The organism is Haliea sp. E17 (assembly GCF_048323675.1).
In the GTDB taxonomy this organism is placed as follows: domain Bacteria; phylum Pseudomonadota; class Gammaproteobacteria; order Pseudomonadales; family Halieaceae; genus Mangrovimicrobium.
In genome coordinates this window covers 273,289-288,348 of record NZ_JBLWFK010000005.1, presented here as the reverse complement: position 1 = coordinate 288,348, position 15,060 = coordinate 273,289, and the positions used below count along the sequence as shown (strand labels likewise).

At 64.6% G+C, this 15,060-nt stretch carries 14 protein-coding genes; 4 read left to right on the top strand and 10 right to left on the bottom strand.

What is annotated here, in order from left to right:
- Positions 1-331 precede the first annotated feature (331 nt).
- The 3 genes from ACNKU3_RS14750 to ACNKU3_RS14740 form a co-directional block, all read right to left on the bottom strand.
- Positions 332-1,489, bottom strand: a complete 1,158-nt coding sequence (locus tag ACNKU3_RS14750) for an alkaline phosphatase PhoX (protein ID WP_418260270.1) — start codon at positions 1,487-1,489, stop codon at positions 332-334.
- Positions 1,490-1,773: 284 nt separating this feature from the next.
- Positions 1,774-3,609 carry a flavin-containing monooxygenase gene (locus tag ACNKU3_RS14745; RefSeq protein ID WP_418260269.1) on the bottom strand — a complete coding sequence of 612 codons (1,836 nt, stop codon included), beginning with the start codon at positions 3,607-3,609 and terminating at the stop codon, positions 1,774-1,776.
- 191 nt (positions 3,610-3,800) lie between these two features.
- A complete protein-coding gene (locus tag ACNKU3_RS14740) occupies positions 3,801-4,316 on the bottom strand; it encodes a nitroreductase family deazaflavin-dependent oxidoreductase (protein ID WP_418260268.1) in 516 nt (171 codons plus the stop codon).
- A gap of 142 nt (positions 4,317-4,458) precedes the next feature.
- On the opposite strand from ACNKU3_RS14740, the gene ACNKU3_RS14735 reads away from it, so the two are divergent.
- The gene (locus ACNKU3_RS14735) at positions 4,459-5,205 is read left to right on the top strand and encodes a prolyl hydroxylase family protein (protein WP_418260267.1); all 747 of its coding nucleotides are present in this window, start codon (positions 4,459-4,461) and stop codon (positions 5,203-5,205) included.
- Positions 5,206-5,211: 6 nt separating this feature from the next.
- On the opposite strand, the gene ACNKU3_RS14730 is transcribed toward ACNKU3_RS14735, so the two are convergent.
- Positions 5,212-5,595 (bottom strand): YbaN family protein, encoded by a 384-nt coding sequence (locus tag ACNKU3_RS14730; protein ID WP_418260266.1) that lies wholly within the window; start codon positions 5,593-5,595, stop codon positions 5,212-5,214.
- Between the two features lie 329 nt (positions 5,596-5,924).
- Here ACNKU3_RS14730 and ACNKU3_RS14725 point away from each other — a divergent pair, with 329 nt between their 5' ends.
- The gene (locus tag ACNKU3_RS14725) at positions 5,925-6,350 is read left to right on the top strand and encodes a hypothetical protein (RefSeq protein WP_418260265.1); all 426 of its coding nucleotides are present in this window, start codon (positions 5,925-5,927) and stop codon (positions 6,348-6,350) included.
- A gap of 86 nt (positions 6,351-6,436) precedes the next feature.
- Here the strand turns inward: ACNKU3_RS14725 and ACNKU3_RS14720 are convergent, their stop codons facing one another.
- The 6 genes from ACNKU3_RS14720 to bioB form a co-directional block, all read right to left on the bottom strand.
- Positions 6,437-6,652: a DUF3094 family protein gene (locus ACNKU3_RS14720; protein ID WP_418260264.1), complete on the bottom strand. Its 216-nt coding sequence runs from the start codon at positions 6,650-6,652 to the stop codon at positions 6,437-6,439.
- A 104-nt stretch (positions 6,653-6,756) separates the two neighbouring features.
- Positions 6,757-8,544, bottom strand: a complete 1,788-nt coding sequence (locus tag ACNKU3_RS14715; RefSeq protein ID WP_418260263.1) for an acyl-CoA dehydrogenase C-terminal domain-containing protein — start codon at positions 8,542-8,544, stop codon at positions 6,757-6,759.
- Positions 8,545-8,658: 114 nt separating this feature from the next.
- Positions 8,659-9,360, bottom strand: a complete 702-nt coding sequence (gene bioD / locus ACNKU3_RS14710; RefSeq protein WP_418260262.1) for a dethiobiotin synthase — start codon at positions 9,358-9,360, stop codon at positions 8,659-8,661.
- A complete protein-coding gene (gene bioC / locus ACNKU3_RS14705) occupies positions 9,357-10,937 on the bottom strand; it encodes a malonyl-ACP O-methyltransferase BioC (RefSeq protein ID WP_418260261.1) in 1,581 nt (526 codons plus the stop codon). The genes bioD and bioC overlap by 4 nt, the downstream gene beginning before the upstream one ends.
- Entirely contained in the window at positions 10,934-12,097 is a 1,164-nt protein-coding gene (gene bioF / locus ACNKU3_RS14700) for an 8-amino-7-oxononanoate synthase (RefSeq protein ID WP_418260260.1), read from the bottom strand. The genes bioC and bioF overlap by 4 nt, the downstream gene beginning before the upstream one ends.
- Before the next feature lie 8 nt (positions 12,098-12,105).
- Positions 12,106-13,161 carry a biotin synthase BioB gene (gene bioB, locus ACNKU3_RS14695; protein ID WP_418260259.1) on the bottom strand — a complete coding sequence of 352 codons (1,056 nt, stop codon included), beginning with the start codon at positions 13,159-13,161 and terminating at the stop codon, positions 12,106-12,108.
- Between the two features lie 78 nt (positions 13,162-13,239).
- Here bioB and ACNKU3_RS14690 point away from each other — a divergent pair, with 78 nt between their 5' ends.
- The gene (locus ACNKU3_RS14690; protein WP_418260258.1) at positions 13,240-13,947 is read left to right on the top strand and encodes a ComF family protein; all 708 of its coding nucleotides are present in this window, start codon (positions 13,240-13,242) and stop codon (positions 13,945-13,947) included.
- Between the two features lie 14 nt (positions 13,948-13,961).
- Positions 13,962-14,939: a serine/threonine protein kinase gene (locus ACNKU3_RS14685; RefSeq protein WP_418260257.1), complete on the top strand. Its 978-nt coding sequence runs from the start codon at positions 13,962-13,964 to the stop codon at positions 14,937-14,939.
- Positions 14,940-15,060: the final 121 nt, after the last annotated feature.

Here is a 15,060-nt window from a genome sequence, read left to right as displayed (position 1 = left end):
GTCGCCTCACGGTTTCTGTAGGGGGAATTGCGTTCTGCCGCTCTCACAGTGGTTAACACTCGGCGAACGAGCAACATTCATCCGATAGCTTCGCGCTTCGTGAAAATACGCTGTGTTTTTAGCCAGAAATAAATGCCCAATGTGTATATCGCACAACAGGTAGCGTGTGAGCCGGCAGGTGCCTGCTGGAACCGTGTGGCGACATGGATGTCGCCACCCGAGCCTGCACATGGATGTGCGCTTTTTGGCGTGTTCCAGCAGGCACCTGCCGGATCGCGCGCGGCGGGCTAACCACCAAACCCATAGACCCGGAACCCGGAACAACCAACAATCAGGGCAGGATCAACTCGTAGGTCAACCCGTCCTCGGAACGGCCGCTGAACCCCCGCTGGGAACTGAAGTACAGGCGCGAACCATCCGGCGAAAACGCCGGCCCGGTGATCTCGGATTCCGGCTGCTCGTGCAGGGTCAGCAGGGGAGCCGGGCGGTAGTCGTCAAGCAGGGCAACGATCTGCATGTCGCCGCCGTCTTCCGCTACCAGCAATTCACCCCCCGGGGCGATTTCCAGGTTGTCGACACCGCTCAATACCGCCGAATCATGGAGCGTGGCGTCATACACCACCGAGAGCCGGTCGTCCGCGAGCTGCAGGCGCCAGACCCGGTTATCGTGCTTGGTGGTGAAGTAGATGGCGCCGTCACTGTAGACGATGCCCTCGCCGCCGCGGAAGCGTGCCGCTTCCGGCACCTGGTAGCGCAGCGGGCGTTTGCTTGCGCTTGCATCCGGCACTTGGTGCCAGGTGAGGTGCATGCCCTCGGCCACCGCGAGTTCCAGCAGTCCCTCTGCGAGGTCACCAGGTCTCGCCGGAGTGAAGCGGTAGAGGCAACCGTTGGGTTGGTCCTCGGTGAGGTAGGCGCGCCCCGTTGCCGGGTCCATCGCCACTGCCTCGTGAGTGAAGGCGCCCATCGCCGGTCGCGCACGGGCCGGTTTTTTGCCTTCCGGGTCGCATTCGTAGACCAGGCCGCTCTCGCCGTATTCCTCGCAGGAAAGCCAGGTTCCCCAGAGGCTGCGCCCGCCGGCACAATTCAGGCGGGTGTTTTCCAGGATGGGGTAGCTGTCCACTACCTCGCCCGCCGCGTTGAAACGCAGCGCACCGACGCCGCCCATTGTGGTCGCTGTACCCTTGGGCAACTCGCTGTTGGAGACATAGATCCAGCCGCCCGCCGCGCTGGGAAAGCAGGCGCCGCCGTCCGGTGCACCGTGCCAGCGATAGGCGCCACCGGCCACTGCGGGCGCCCCCGAGCGGGCGACAATGCGCAGTTGCGCGGCTCGCGGCAGGGTTGCCTTCAGGGTGGCATCGTAGCGGGTATGGACACACAGGGCCGCCAGGTCGCGCCCAGCAGGGGAGGCGCGCAGGGCAGAAGAGGCCAGTGCGGGTGTGGCGGCCATGGCAACCATGGCCTGCTTGAGCAGGTAGCGGCGATTCAGCATCTATCAGGGAAGTGTCGGTTACAAACGGCGAAGTCTAAATCTGGACTATGACATAAATTCGAATGTGGCGGCGGGCATTTTGCTGCGGGCTTGCGGTCGTGATTACTCCTGTCTCAGCTTATGGACGCCGCGTCCCGGCCCTGCCCCTACTCCACCGCGCACCCCGGACTGGCCTGCGGATTGTTTCACGGACAACGTGACCGGCAGTCCCCGACAGCGGGCCGGGAATAAGAAAGCCCGGATCGAGGCCGGGCTTCTGCCAGTAAACAAGCGCTGTACTTAACTTACTCGCGGTTTTCGACGATCAGTCCCTGCAGGTCACCGCTTTCACGCCACGCCTGCAGCATCGCCATGAAATCGTTCCAGCCCGGCCCCCAGGGCCGGAACAGGCCCCACTTCGGATTGGACTCGCCCTCGTTGTTGAAGTAGCTGGGCGGACAGTCCGCCTGGAAGGCGCTCTGGTCGGGGACCATTTCCTCGAATTTCTGCACGTAGGCGTCCTGGGCCTCGCTGCTGGCCTCGACATAGGTCGCGCCGCGCCGCAGCGCCTCGGCGATGATGTAGGCGATATGTTCGCCCTGGCGGCCGAACTGCTCGGTGACCGAGGCGTTGATGCCGCCCTGGTAGTAACCCACGAAGAACTGGTTGGGGAAGCCGTGGGTCATGGTGCCGTGCAGGGTCACTGGACCATCGCGCCAGTGGTCATAAATTGACAGGCCGTCGCGGCCTTCGACTGCTTCCATGCCCCAGCGACGTTCGAGATCGCTGGTGACCTCGAAACCGGAGGCGAAGATAACGCAGTCCACCTCGTGCTCTTCACCGTTGGCCACGAAGCCGGTCTCGGTCAGTCGCTCCAGGCCCTGGGTTTCCGCTACGTCGATCAGCTTGACGTTGGGCCGGTTGAACGCCGGGTAGTATTCGTTGCTCGACAGCGGGCGCTTGCACATGAAACGGTAGTAAGGCTTCAGTGCCTCCGCGGTTTCCGGGTCGTCCACGGACTGTTCCACCCGGCGGCGCATACGCTCCATCAGCAGGTAGTCCTCGACCTCGCGCATTTCCATGAACTCTTCCATGGACAGTTGCGGCCAGCCCCGCGCCTCCAGTTTGGCGTTCATGTTGCGGCTGATCTCGGTCCAGAAATCGCAGATCAGGTCCTGTTCACCCGGCGCGAACGCCTCCATGGCACCACGATGGAAATTGTCCTGGCGCTCCTGCTGCCAGCCGGGCTGCAGGGTTTTTACCCATTCCGAATCAGTCGGCGGGTTGGGCCGCTCGTCGACACTGGAGGGGGTGCGCTGCACCACGTACAACTCCTTCGCCCACTCCGCCAGGTGCGGCACCGCCTGGATGGAGGTCGCACCGGTTCCCACCAGGGCAACGCGTTTGTCTTGCAGTTTGTCGAGTTCCGGCTTGCCGTAGGAGCCGCCGGTATAGTCGTAATCCCAGCGCGCGGTGTGGAACAACTTGCCCCTGAATTCATTGATGCCGGGAATCCCGGGCAATTTGGGCATGTTGAGCACGCCACAGGCCATCACCACGAAACGCGCGCGGAACTCGTCCCCGCGGTTGGTGGCGATGCGCCAGCGCTGGATCTCTGCATCCCAGCGCAGCGTGGTGATCAGGGTGTGGAATACCGCCTGCTCGGCAAAACCGAACTGTTCGGCGATCTCCCGGCAATAGCCCTGGATTTCCCAGCCATCGGCAAACTTCTTCGAGGGCATGAAGCCGGTTTCCTCGAGGATTGGCAGGTAGCAGTAGGATTCGTTGTCACACTGGATACCGGGGTAGCGGTTCCAGTACCAGACGCCGCCGAAATCTCCGGCGCTGTCGATATTGCGGAAGTTGGTCACACCCTGTTTGGTCAGGTAATAGGACGCCAGCAGGCCGCCGAAGCCGCCGCCAAGGACGATCACATCGATATCTTCCGAAATCGGCTCCCGGGCCTCGATCGGCAGGTGCGGGTCGGCGGCAAATTCCTGGGAGGCATCGCCGGAGGGGCGCACGTACTGGCGCTGGCCTTCCGGGCGGATACGCTTCTGCCGCTCCTCGCGATATTTGGCCCGTATGGAGGGAATGTCTATTTCCGCGGGAGATACTTCGTTATGGGCTTCACATTTCATGTCTGGTTCCTGCAGCTTGGTACCTCGCCATCCCGTTGCAGATCTCCGCAGGGGCACAGGGCGGGTCGAGGCCGGTGGTCACGCGTTGTCCGGGGGTGTGACTTTGCCGCAATCAGACTTTGTAGTCAACAGTGTTGTACGGTACAGAGAGAAAGAGGGCCGCCGCGGAGACCGCTGCGGCCCGGCAGCACTCAGAACTGGCGCTGTCCCGTTGCCTCCGATTCCATAAAGATGGCAATCGGCTCAATCGCCTTCATCACCACCAGCGGTATAACTCTCTCCGTCGACGCCGCGTAACTGGCGTAAAAGGGATAGCTGTCCACCATGAAGTTCCAGATTTTCTCCCGCTCCGCCCCCTCGGGTTCGCGCCAGGTCGCGCGAAAGGCCTGGGTGGCTATCTGGAATTCGACCTCGGGGCTTTCACTCACATTGAGATACCAGGCCGGGTGGTGATCGGCGCCGCCCTTGGAGGCGACGATGACGACCTCACCACCGATAGCGCCATAGCACAGGGGCGTGATAAAGACCTTGCCGCTCTTGCGGCCCGTGTACTTCAAGAGCAGGTGGGTGCCAAAATCATGCCCGCCCACTGGCGTCAGGTCCATGATGTGGCCCTGGCTACCGCCGGATCGCAGGTACATTTCCCGGTGCTCTACCACCCAGTCTTTACGGGCGTCGCGGATTGCGGCGCTGGATTCGTCGCTCATACTTATTCTCCCTTCTGTTTTGGCGCTCAAGTCTGCATCATATTAGCCGAAACGTCACTGATGCCACCCCATCACCACTTCCAGCGAGCGCCTAACCAGCAGCATGTCCCAAGCATCCCCACCCCCAATCGGGGACTTTTATGTGATCGCCCTGGAACCTGGCGCCGAACATCCGGCGCTGCCCAGCTGGGCCTGCCGCAGGGAAAATCCCGGGGCGCTGGCGGAGGTCACGGCGAACCCGCCGAGGCGCCTGCCGGTTCCCGGCGTTCCGGGGGCCTTCCAGCTGGACCCGTTACTGTCTCCCGGGGAATGCCAAGGCCTGATCGACCTGAGTGAACGGCTCGGCTACCTGCCGGATGCCGCGGTGTCGCTGCCGCGCTCCATCCGGCACAACGACAACCTGGTATGGATCGTGGACGACACCACCCACCGCGTGATCTGGCAGCGGGTAGCGGCGCGCTGTGGGGACGAAGCCGGCGTGTTTGACGGCGCTGGCGGTACCGGCCTCAACCAGCGTTTCCGTTTTTACCGCTATGCCGAAGGCGACTACTTCCAGCCACATACCGATGGCGCCTGGCCCGGCAGCCGGGTCATCGACGGGGAACTGGTCACCGATGCCTTTCCCGGGCACTACAGCCGCATGACCTTCCTGATCTTCCTGAACGCCGATTTCGAGGGCGGCGCCACCCGCTTCCTCACCGATGCCGACAACCCGGGCCTGCCGGCCCGGCGCGGTTCTCGCGTGAAGGTGGTCGACGTTCGCACACCCGCAGGCGGTGCGCTGTGCTTTCCCCACGGGCTCCACCCACTGCACTGCCTGCACAGCTCCGAACCGGTCAGCCGCGGCCGCAAGTACATCATCCGCACAGACCTGCTGTTCCCCCTGTAAACGCTGCTAGGGCTCCGGGCGACGCCACAGCCACAGCGCTACCATCAACATCGAGGCCGGAGCTGCCAGCCTGGCCCAGAGCGGAACCGGAAGAGCAAGTATCACTATGGAACTAATGGTCATCATGAGCGTCGCAGCCCACTTGGCCCGCCGCGGCACCGCACCGTGCTGCCGCCACAGGCGGATGCTCTGGCCATGCCGCGGATGATTGAGCAGCCAGGTTTCCACTGCAGGCCAGCCGCGGCCGGCACAGAAGGCGGAGAGAATCCACAGGGGAACAGTGGGCAGGCCCGGCAGCAGAATGCCGATGCCGCCGAGCGCCAGCGTGAGCAGTGCCGTGCTGCGCCAAAGCAGGGCGGCCACAGTGAGACGGGGTGTAGGCTCCGTCACTGCATGCGACCTGATTCAAGTGCCAAATGACTCATACCTGCCCTTTGCGTGAATGATTCACCAATTTGGTGCACGCCACGCACAAAAACGGAAATCTGATCTAGGCTTTGGTCGTCTGCCCCGGGAGTGCCTGTCGCGGCCAGATTACGGCGACAGCAGCCCGGGCAAGACCAATAGCTGATGAACGGCCCCATGAGTAACCGGGACCACTCACTGCTTCGTCAGCCCGCAATCATAACTATTTCACCACCCGGTTTTTCCTGTACCAGCTCTGCGGCTATTGCGCAGGGCTTGCTATCGACTATCAAACTCGCCCCAAGGAGCAGGTTATGAAAAAAATCAGACACGCATTAGCCATGGGCCTCTGTACCGCCCTCCTCCCGATGACACTGCTCGCCGCCGGCCCCGCCGAAGGCGATCGGGAATTCTCCCTTTCCGGTACCGGCACCAGCGACAAGAACTTCGACAACAATGCCCTGGGTTTTTCCGGCGACCTCGGCTGGTATCTTTCCGACCCGCTATCCCTGGGCCTGCGCCAGAGCATTGTGATCGCCGAGGGCGAAGGCGATGACTTCTGGAACGGCAGCACCCGCGGCTACGTCAACTACCACTTCCTGAGCGGCAATGCCCGCCCCTTCGTGGGCGCCAGCCTTGGCGGTGTGTACGGTGAGGGTATCAAGGACAGCAGCGACGCCGACGACGCCTTCGACGACGGCGCCTGGGCCTATGTCCTGGGTATCGGTTTCAACTTCTGACAACCACCCGGCCGCGGCGCAGCCCGCGGCCGGTTTTTCTCCCGCCACAGGCCAGCCCGGATGGCCGCGAATCCTCACCCCGAGGGCTAGTAGATGCCCGCGACGTGGGCCATGAACTGGCTGAAGAAGGACAGGCCGGACACCACCGCGATAAGGATCAAGAAGAGGACGACAGGCCGGAAGGGCTTGCGCTCAACTGAATTCACACCGCGCTGGAGAAATTCGTCGACCTTTTTCTGGTCTTCCGGGTAGAGCCGGTTCTGGTAGCTGCGGTCCGGGACTTGCTGGTTATCGTCGCTCATGGCAGATGACTGCAGGTAGCTGTAATGGGGAGGAACATTCTCCTCCCCACGGGGGCAAATGTCACGCCGCGCCGGCGGCCGCAACTCCCTGCACAGCAGTGGGTTCAAAACGCAAACAGCTCCTCGGGCATCTGCATGACGGTATCCGCTCCGGACAGCATGGTGGCTTTCAGGCTCCGGGTGCGGGGCAGCAGACGCTTGAAGTAGAACTCCGCCGTCATCAGCTTGGCGCGGTAGAAGTCCGCCTCGCCGCCATCCAGGTTCTGCCGTGCAATCACCGCCATGCGGGCCCAGAAATACGCGAGGGTAACGTAACCGGAGTACATCAGGTAGTCCACCGAGGCAGCCCCCGCTTCTTCCGGGTTCTGCAATGCGGCCTCGCCGATTTTCATGGACAGCTCCAGCCAATCGTTCTTGGCCGAGTTCAGCGCGTCGATGAACGGCTTGTCCTCTTCCGCGGTGTTGGCCTGGCAGAAGGCATCGATAATGCTGGTGAACTGCAGCAGCATCTGGCCACCGGAGCCGAGTACCTTGCGCCCCAGCAGGTCGATGGCCTGGATACCGGTGGTGCCCTCATAGAGCATGGATATCCGCGCGTCGCGCACGATCTGCTCCATGCCCCACTCGCTGATGTACCCGTGGCCGCCGAACACCTGTACGCCGTGGTTGGCACACTCGAAGCCCACCTCGGTGAGGAAGGCCTTGGCGATCGGCGTCAGCAGGGACATCAGGTCATCTGCGGCTTTGGCTTCATCCTCAGTCCCCTTGTCGACGATATCGCCCTGCAGCGCGAGGTAATAGACCAGGGCGCGACCACCCTCCGAGAACGCCTTCTGGGTCAGCAGCATGCGGCGCACGTCGGGGTGAACGATGATCGGGTCGGCGGCACCGTCGGGGTTCTTCGGGCCGCTGAGGCTGCGCATGGCAAGGCGCTCGCGGGCGTAGGCCAGGGCGCCCTGGAAAGACTGCTCGGCGTGGGCCAGGCCCTGCACGGCCGTGCCGATACGGGCGGTGTTCATAAAGGTGAACATGCAGTTCAGCCCACGGTTCTCCGGGCCGATCAGGTAGCCGGTCGCGCCGTCGAAGTTGAGCACGCAGGTCGCATTGCCGTGGATACCCATTTTGTGCTCGATAGAAGCGCAGTGCACGTTGTTGTGCTCGCCGAGGGAACCATCCTCGTTTACCAGCATCTTCGGCACGATGAACAGGGAGATGCCCTTGGTGCCGGCGGGCGCGTCGGGAAGACGCGCCAGGACGATATGCACGATATTGTCGGTCATATCGTGTTCGCCGGCACTGATGAAGATTTTCTGGCCACTGATGCTGTAGCTGCCGTCGGCGCGGGGTTCCGCCTTGGTCCGCAGCAGGCCGAGATCCGAGCCACAGTGGGATTCGGTCAGGCACATGGTGCCGGTCCATTCTCCGGAGACCAGCTTGGTCAGGAAAGTCTCCTTTTGTTGCGGGGTGCCGTGGGCTTCAATGGTTTTTACCGCGCCATGACTGAGGCCCGGGTACATCATCCACGCCCAGTTGGCCGAGCCGCCCATCTCGTTGAAGATGATGCCGAGCAGGTTGGGCATGCCCTGGCCGCCGGCTTCAACGTCCGCCGCCAGCGCCGGCCAGCCGTTTTCGACAAACTGCTGGTAGGCCTGCTTGAAGCCGCTGGGGGTGGTGACGCCTTCCTCGCTCCAGCGACAGCCTTCCTGGTCGCCACTGCGATTGAGCGGCGCGAGCACGCCTTCGCAGAACTTGGCGCCTTCCTCGAGAATCGCGTCAACCAGGTCGGCAGTGGCCTCTTCGTAGCCCGGCAGTGCCTGGAACTGCTGCTCGGCGTCGAGGACTTCATGGGTGACGAAACGCATATCGCGCAGGGGTGCTTTGTACTCTGGCATGGTACGTACCTCATTCGGTGGATGCCCCACCGACAGGCAGGGAGATGCCCGGGTCTGGGGCCATGTGTTCAGCGTTCACATTGTCCCCAACCCGCGCCACAAGTCAATCCCCGTTTATCGGTTTCCCGTATCCGCCATCGCCGGACAGAGCAGGGGGTCAATGTCGAGATATTGAGCCGCGACCTGCGCGTTCCAGGGCGAGAAACGGGGCAACTCCCCGAGACAGGGCGCTGGCAACAGGGCACGCAGGGTGGCCACGTTCTCACTGTGACAGGCCATCTGTTCGCCCGGCTGATTCGCCACCCAGCCTGCAATTTTCAGGCCGTCCCGCATGATGGCTTCGGCTGTCAGCAGGGCATGGTTGATACAGCCCAGGCGCATGCCGACCACCAGGATAACCCCGAGGTTCAGGTCTACGGCCAGATCGGCGAGGGTTTCCCGCGGGGAAATCGGTACCCGCCAGCCGCCGGCCCCCTCGACCAGGGTGAGATCAGCCCGTTCACTGAGCACGCCGCGGCAAAGCCCGGCCAGCTGCCCGCAGCGCAGCAAGCGACCGGCCTGTGCCGCGGCGATATGCGGCGCAATCGGCGGCGCCAGTGCCACCGGGTTGACCTGCTGGTAATCGAGATCGATGCTGACCTGCGCCATCAGCGCCAGGGCGTCGTCGTTGCGACCCTGTGCGTCACAGCCCGCGGCGACCGGCTTGACCGCCGCCGTACTGCAGCCCCTGGCCCGGGCCGCGGCCAGCAGTGCGCAGGCGACGGCCGTCTTGCCGACTTCGGTATCGGTCCCGGTTACAAAGTAAGCCTTGCTCATGTTTTCTCCAGTTCGCCGAAGATCACTTCGTAGCTAGCCGGCAGGCGACCCGCTTCGCGGAATTGCTCGTAGGCAGTCATCATGCGGCGCAGGGCGGCCGGCGCGGTCAAACCCGCCGGACGACCCTGGTTGACGTTGTGGGCGCCGATTCCCTTGAGCTCCAGCAGCAGGTCCCGCACGCCATCGTATTCCATGCGGAACATCCGCGTGCTGAGATTCAGGCGCACCCCGGGAATACGCCCGGCCGCCTGCTCAAGCGCAGCCGCCGGCAGGAATTCATTGACGTGCTGGTGCCCGTCGACCGCGGACCAGGCAGTGCGCAACTCGTGCAGGGTGGCGGGCCCCAGGGTGGTGAACACACAGCGACCTCCCGGGCGCAGCACCCTGGCCAGTTCCGCCAGCCAGGCGGTGGGGCTGAGGCACCACTGGATGGCGAGGCTGCTGAACACCAGGTCCATGGAACCCGCCGCCAGCGGCAGCGCCTCGGCATCGGCCACCAGCCAGGCGGTATCCGGCGGCTGTTGGTCGCGGGCGTAGCGGGCCATGCCCTCGGCGATATCCAGCCCGGTGTAGCTGGCTGCGGGATAGCGCTCGCGCAGCCGGGAACAGAAGAAACCGGTGCCACAGCCCAGGTCGAGCACCTCCTGCACCGCAGTGTGGGGCAGTCCGCCACGCTCCAGCAGGGCCTCGCCGACATCCCGCTGCAGGCGGGCCATGGAGTCATAGTGGGTGGCGGCGCGGCTGAAGGACGCTGCCACATCGCGCTTGTCCAGGGCCTGGGTTGGATGCGCCACAGGCTCGAGCAGGCCCCAGGCTGCGCAGGCACTGCGCAGGCGCCCTGCCAGCCATTCGCTGTGCTCCAGGGGCAAGAGGTGCGAGCTCTCCGGCAGGACTTCCACGGCTGCGTCGGGGGTGGAGATAAGCAGTTGCTGCAGGGACCCGGCGAGCCCTGCCGGCACCAGGGCATCGTTGGCAGCGAGCAGGTGCAGTTGGGGTACCGCCAGCTGCGGCAGGACGTCCCGGGTGTCCAGTTCGGCCAGCCAGTCGAGGCCCGCAAGCGGGGCCTCGTCAGTAGCGTCGCCGCGACTTGCCGCGACCTGACGCAACAACTGGCGCGAGTGCCGGGACCCCGCGGCCTGCAGGGCATCGAAGCGACGCAGTGCGCCGCGGGGGGATTGTGCCGCCGCCTCACGGAAGCCGGCAAAGGTCCCGGGGGCCATTCCGGGCCAGGAGCCTTCTGCGACAAAGCGCGGGTTACTCGCCAGAGTTACAAGCCCTGCAAGCCTTTCCGGGTTGGTAAGCGCAAACTTTTCAGCGATTTCACCGCCCAGTGACCAGCCCACGTAAACCGCCCGGGGCGGGCAGCACCGGGCCATCTCCGCCACCAGGTCGTCGCTGCTGCTCGGCGCGGACTGCCGACCCGGCGCCAGCCCCGGCAATTCCAACAGGGTCACGTTGGCCCATGACCGCAACCGGGCCAGCAGCGGACGCCACACCTCCCGGCTATTGGCCCAGCCGTGGAGCAGCACGAGTTCCGGCCCGCTCGCGGCCGAGGATGGCAGGTACTCGGCAATCATTGGCGCGCAACCCACTCCGCGGCCAGCACCTCCAGTAACTGCTCGACCTGGGCCATGCTGTGGGCGGCGGTGAGCGTGATGCGCAGGCGGGAGGTCGGCACCGTCGGCGGACGAATCGCGCCGATCAACAGTCCGCGCCGGCGCAGGCGCTCGCTGAGCGCGGTTGCGCGGGCCGCGTCCTCCACCGGCAGCGGCTGGATCGCAGTAGTCGAGGGCATCAGGGGCAGGCCCAATTCCCCGGCGCCCTGGCGAAAACGGGCAATCAGCGCCGCCAGGTGCTCCCGGCGCCAGCCTTCCTCCCGCAGCAGCGCCAGCGAAGCCAGCGTTGCCGCGGCCACCGCCGGCGGGATCGCGGTGGTGTAGATATACTGCCGCGCCTCCTGGATCAGGTATTCGATCAATTCCCCGTCGCCGGCCACAAAGGCGCCGGCCGTTCCCAGGGCTTTACCCAGTGTGGCCATCAGCACCGGCACCTGTACGCTGTCGAGGCCGGCGGCGGCGACGCTGCCGGCGCCTGACTCGCCCAGCACGCCGATACCGTGAGCATCGTCCACCATCAGCCAGGCGGATTCGCGCTGGCAGAGTGCGGCCAGTGGCTGCAGGGGGGCACAGTCGCCGTCCATGCTGAATACGCCGTCGACCACCACCAGCCGGTTGCCGCCGGCAGTGGCCATCTTGCGCGCCAGGTCGGCGGGATCATTGTGGGCGAAGCGGCGGAAACGGGCACCGCTGAAACGGCCGCCGTCGAGCAGGGAAGCGTGGTTCAGGCGATCCTCGAACACGTGGTCACCGCTCTTCAGCAGCGCTGTGAGCGCACCGCAGTTGGCGGCATAGCCCGAGGAGAACAGCAGCGCCCGCTGGCGACCGGTGAGTTCCGCGAGCGCTATTTCCAGTTGCTGGTGGGGTTCGGAATGGCCACATACAAGGTGTGATGCACCACTGCCCGCCCCGTATTGCCGGGCACCGGCGCAGAGTGCCTCGATCACCCTGGGGTGATTGGCCAGACCGAGGTAATCGTTACTGCAGAAGTTCAGGTATTCCCGGCCGTCCAGGGCAACCAGCGGGCCCTGGGCAGAGCCGAGCGTCAGGCGCTGGCGGTAAAGGTTCGCCTCGTGCCGCTGCTGCAGGGAGGCGCGAATACGCGCCGCGAAGCCGTCCACCACACTGGTCAGGCGCGACCGGCGGCCTGTGCAGCGGCGTCGTAGAACTGCGGATGGGGATCGGCCGGGGGCGCTTCCACCGCCCGCTCTTCCGGGCGGATACCGAGCCGGGCGAACAGGGCCATGTCGCGATTGGCTTCCGGGTTGGGGGTGGTCAGCAGTTTCTCGCCGTAGAAAATCGAGTTGGCGCCGGCGAAGTAGGCCAGTGCGTGCATTTCCTCATTCATGCTTTCGCGTCCGGCTGAGAGCCGTACGTGTGAAGCGGGCATGACGATGCGCGCCACGGCGATGGTACGGATGAACTCAAAGGGATCGAGGTCCTCCTGGGTATCCAGCGGTGTGCCCTCGACCTTCACCAGCATGTTGATCGGCACGCTCTCGGGGTGTTCCGGCAGATTGGCCAGCTGCTGCAGCAGGCCCGCACGGTCGCCCTGCCCCTCCCCCATGCCGACGATACCGCCGGAACAGATTTTCATCCCCGCCTCGCGCACGTGGCCGAGGGTATCGAGGCGATCCTGGTAGGTGCGGGTAGTGATGATATCGCCGTAAAACTCCGGCGAGGTGTCGAGATTGTGGTTGTAGTAGTCGAGGCCGGCCTCGGCCAGTTCCCGGGCCTGCTCGGAGCTCAGCATGCCGAGGGTCATGCAGGTCTCCAGCCCCAGGGCGCGCACGCCCTTGACCATGGCCACCACGTGGGGCATTTCCCGCGGTTTGGGCGAGCGCCAGGCCGCGCCCATGCAGAAGCGACTGGCCCCGGCGGCCTTGGCGGCGCGGGCCTGTTCCAGCACTTCCTGTACCTGCATCAGCTTTTCCGCTTCCAGGCCGGTGTCGTAGCGCGCGCTCTGGGGACAGTAGGCGCAGTCTTCCGGGCAGGCGCCGGTTTTGATGGAAAGCAGTGTGCTGACCTGCACTTCGTTCGGGTCAAAATAGCGGCGGTGGATGCTCTGGGCACGGAACAGCAGGTCGTTGAAGGGCAGTTCGAACAACGCCTTGATTTCCGCACGGCTCCAGTCGTGGCGGATATCTTCGGTCATGGACACAGGACTGGCGATGGCGTCGTTCATAAAACACCTGAGGGTAATAAGGAACAGAGGATTGTTGCATGATACCGCCAGCCCGGGCGCTGTCAACCAGAGACCGGAATGAAGGTTGACAGCCTGTGGCCGCAATTGCTGAACGGCCTCTTTCCTCCCCGCTGCTGCCTCTGCCAGTGGGCGTCGGGCAACGACCTGCCCCTGTGCCGCGATTGTCGCAGCGAACTGGCCGCGAACACCCTCGCCTGCCAGCGCTGCGCACTGCCCCTGCCCCGGCCGGGAATCTGTGGCCGCTGCCAGCGCGAACCTCCCGCTTTCGACCGGGTTATCGCCCCCTGGCTCTACAGCGACTGTTTTGCCCACCTGATCCACCTGTGGAAATTCAGCGGCCGGGATGACCTGACACCATTGTTGGCGCAGCTGTGGCTGGATGGCGCCAGGGAACCGGGTGACATTGACCTGGTGGTGCCGGTGCCGCTGCACTGGCGCCGCCTGTGGCAGCGCGGCTACAACCAGTCCCAGCTGCTTGCCGACCGGCTCGTGTGCAAATTGCCCGCAACCCGGGTCCACCCCCGCCTGCTGGTCCGCAGGCGTGCAACCGCGCCGCAGTCCGGCATGGACGCCCGGGCGCGGGCGCATAACCTGCGCGGCGCCTTTACTGTCCGCCTGCCCTGTGACAACCTCCGCATTGCCGTGGTGGACGACGTACTCACCACCGGCGCCACCGCCCGCGAAGCCGCCCGTACCCTGAAATCGGCCGGCGCCCGGCACGTTGAACTCTGGTGCCTGGCGCGCACGCCAGCGCCCGGACATTGAAAAGGCAGGGGCCTGTGAACCATCATCCCTACGACGCACTCACCCCGGAACTGGTGATGGAAGCGGTCGAGTCCACCGGTCGCCTCTGCGACGCCCGCCTGCTGGCCCTGAACAGCTATGAAAACCGGGTGTACCAGGTCGGCATCGAGGACGGCGAACCCATGATCGCCAAGTTCTATCGTCCCGGCCGCTGGAGCCGGGAGCAGGTCCAGGAGGAGCACAGTTTCACCCTGGAACTGAGTGCCGCGGAGATTTCCGTGGTGGCCCCCCTGGCCGATAGCTCAGGGGAAACCCTGCACGAGTTCGGCGGCTTCCTGTTCGCCCTGTTTCCGCGCCGTGGCGGCTACCCGCCGGAGCTGGACAACTACGACAACCTGCTGGTCCTCGGCCGCACCCTAGGGCGCATTCACGCCGTAGGCCGCGCCGCGCGCTTCGCCTACCGCCAGCGTATCTGCAGTCAACGCATGCTGGCGGAGAACCGCGAATTCCTGCTGGCTGAATTCATCCCCCGCGAGTTGCAACCCGCCTATGAGTCACTGACCGCAGACCTGCTGGCGCGGGTCACGGAGCAGTACCAGCCCTCCGCGGAGGACGAGATTCGCGTCCATGGCGACTGCCACGTGGGCAACATCCTCTGGCGCGACGATGTCGCCCACTTCGTCGATCTCGACGACTGCGTGACGGCCCCGGCGATCCAGGACCTGTGGATGTTTCTCTCAGGGCCGACCCACGAGCGGGAGCTGCAGCTTGCGGAACTCATCGAGGGCTATTCGGAATTCTGCGACTTCGAACCCCGGCAGTTGCGCTGGATCGAACCGCTGCGCACCCTGCGGCTGGTGAACTACGCCGCCTGGCTGGCGCGCCGCTGGGACGACCCGGCGTTTCCGCGCACCTTTACCTGGTTCAATACGGAGCGATACTGGGCGGAGCATATCCTGGAGCTGCGGGAGCAGCTGGCGGCGTTGCAGGAGGAGCCGTTGCGGTTGTTGTAGCGGCCAGTCCTGTCTACTGGGTCCGCGGTTTTTACCCGCTCATCACTTTGACGATCCGCGAATCGGTCAGGTGTTGTTGCCTGGTCGGGACCGCCAAAAAGCGCACATGGATGTGCGCTTT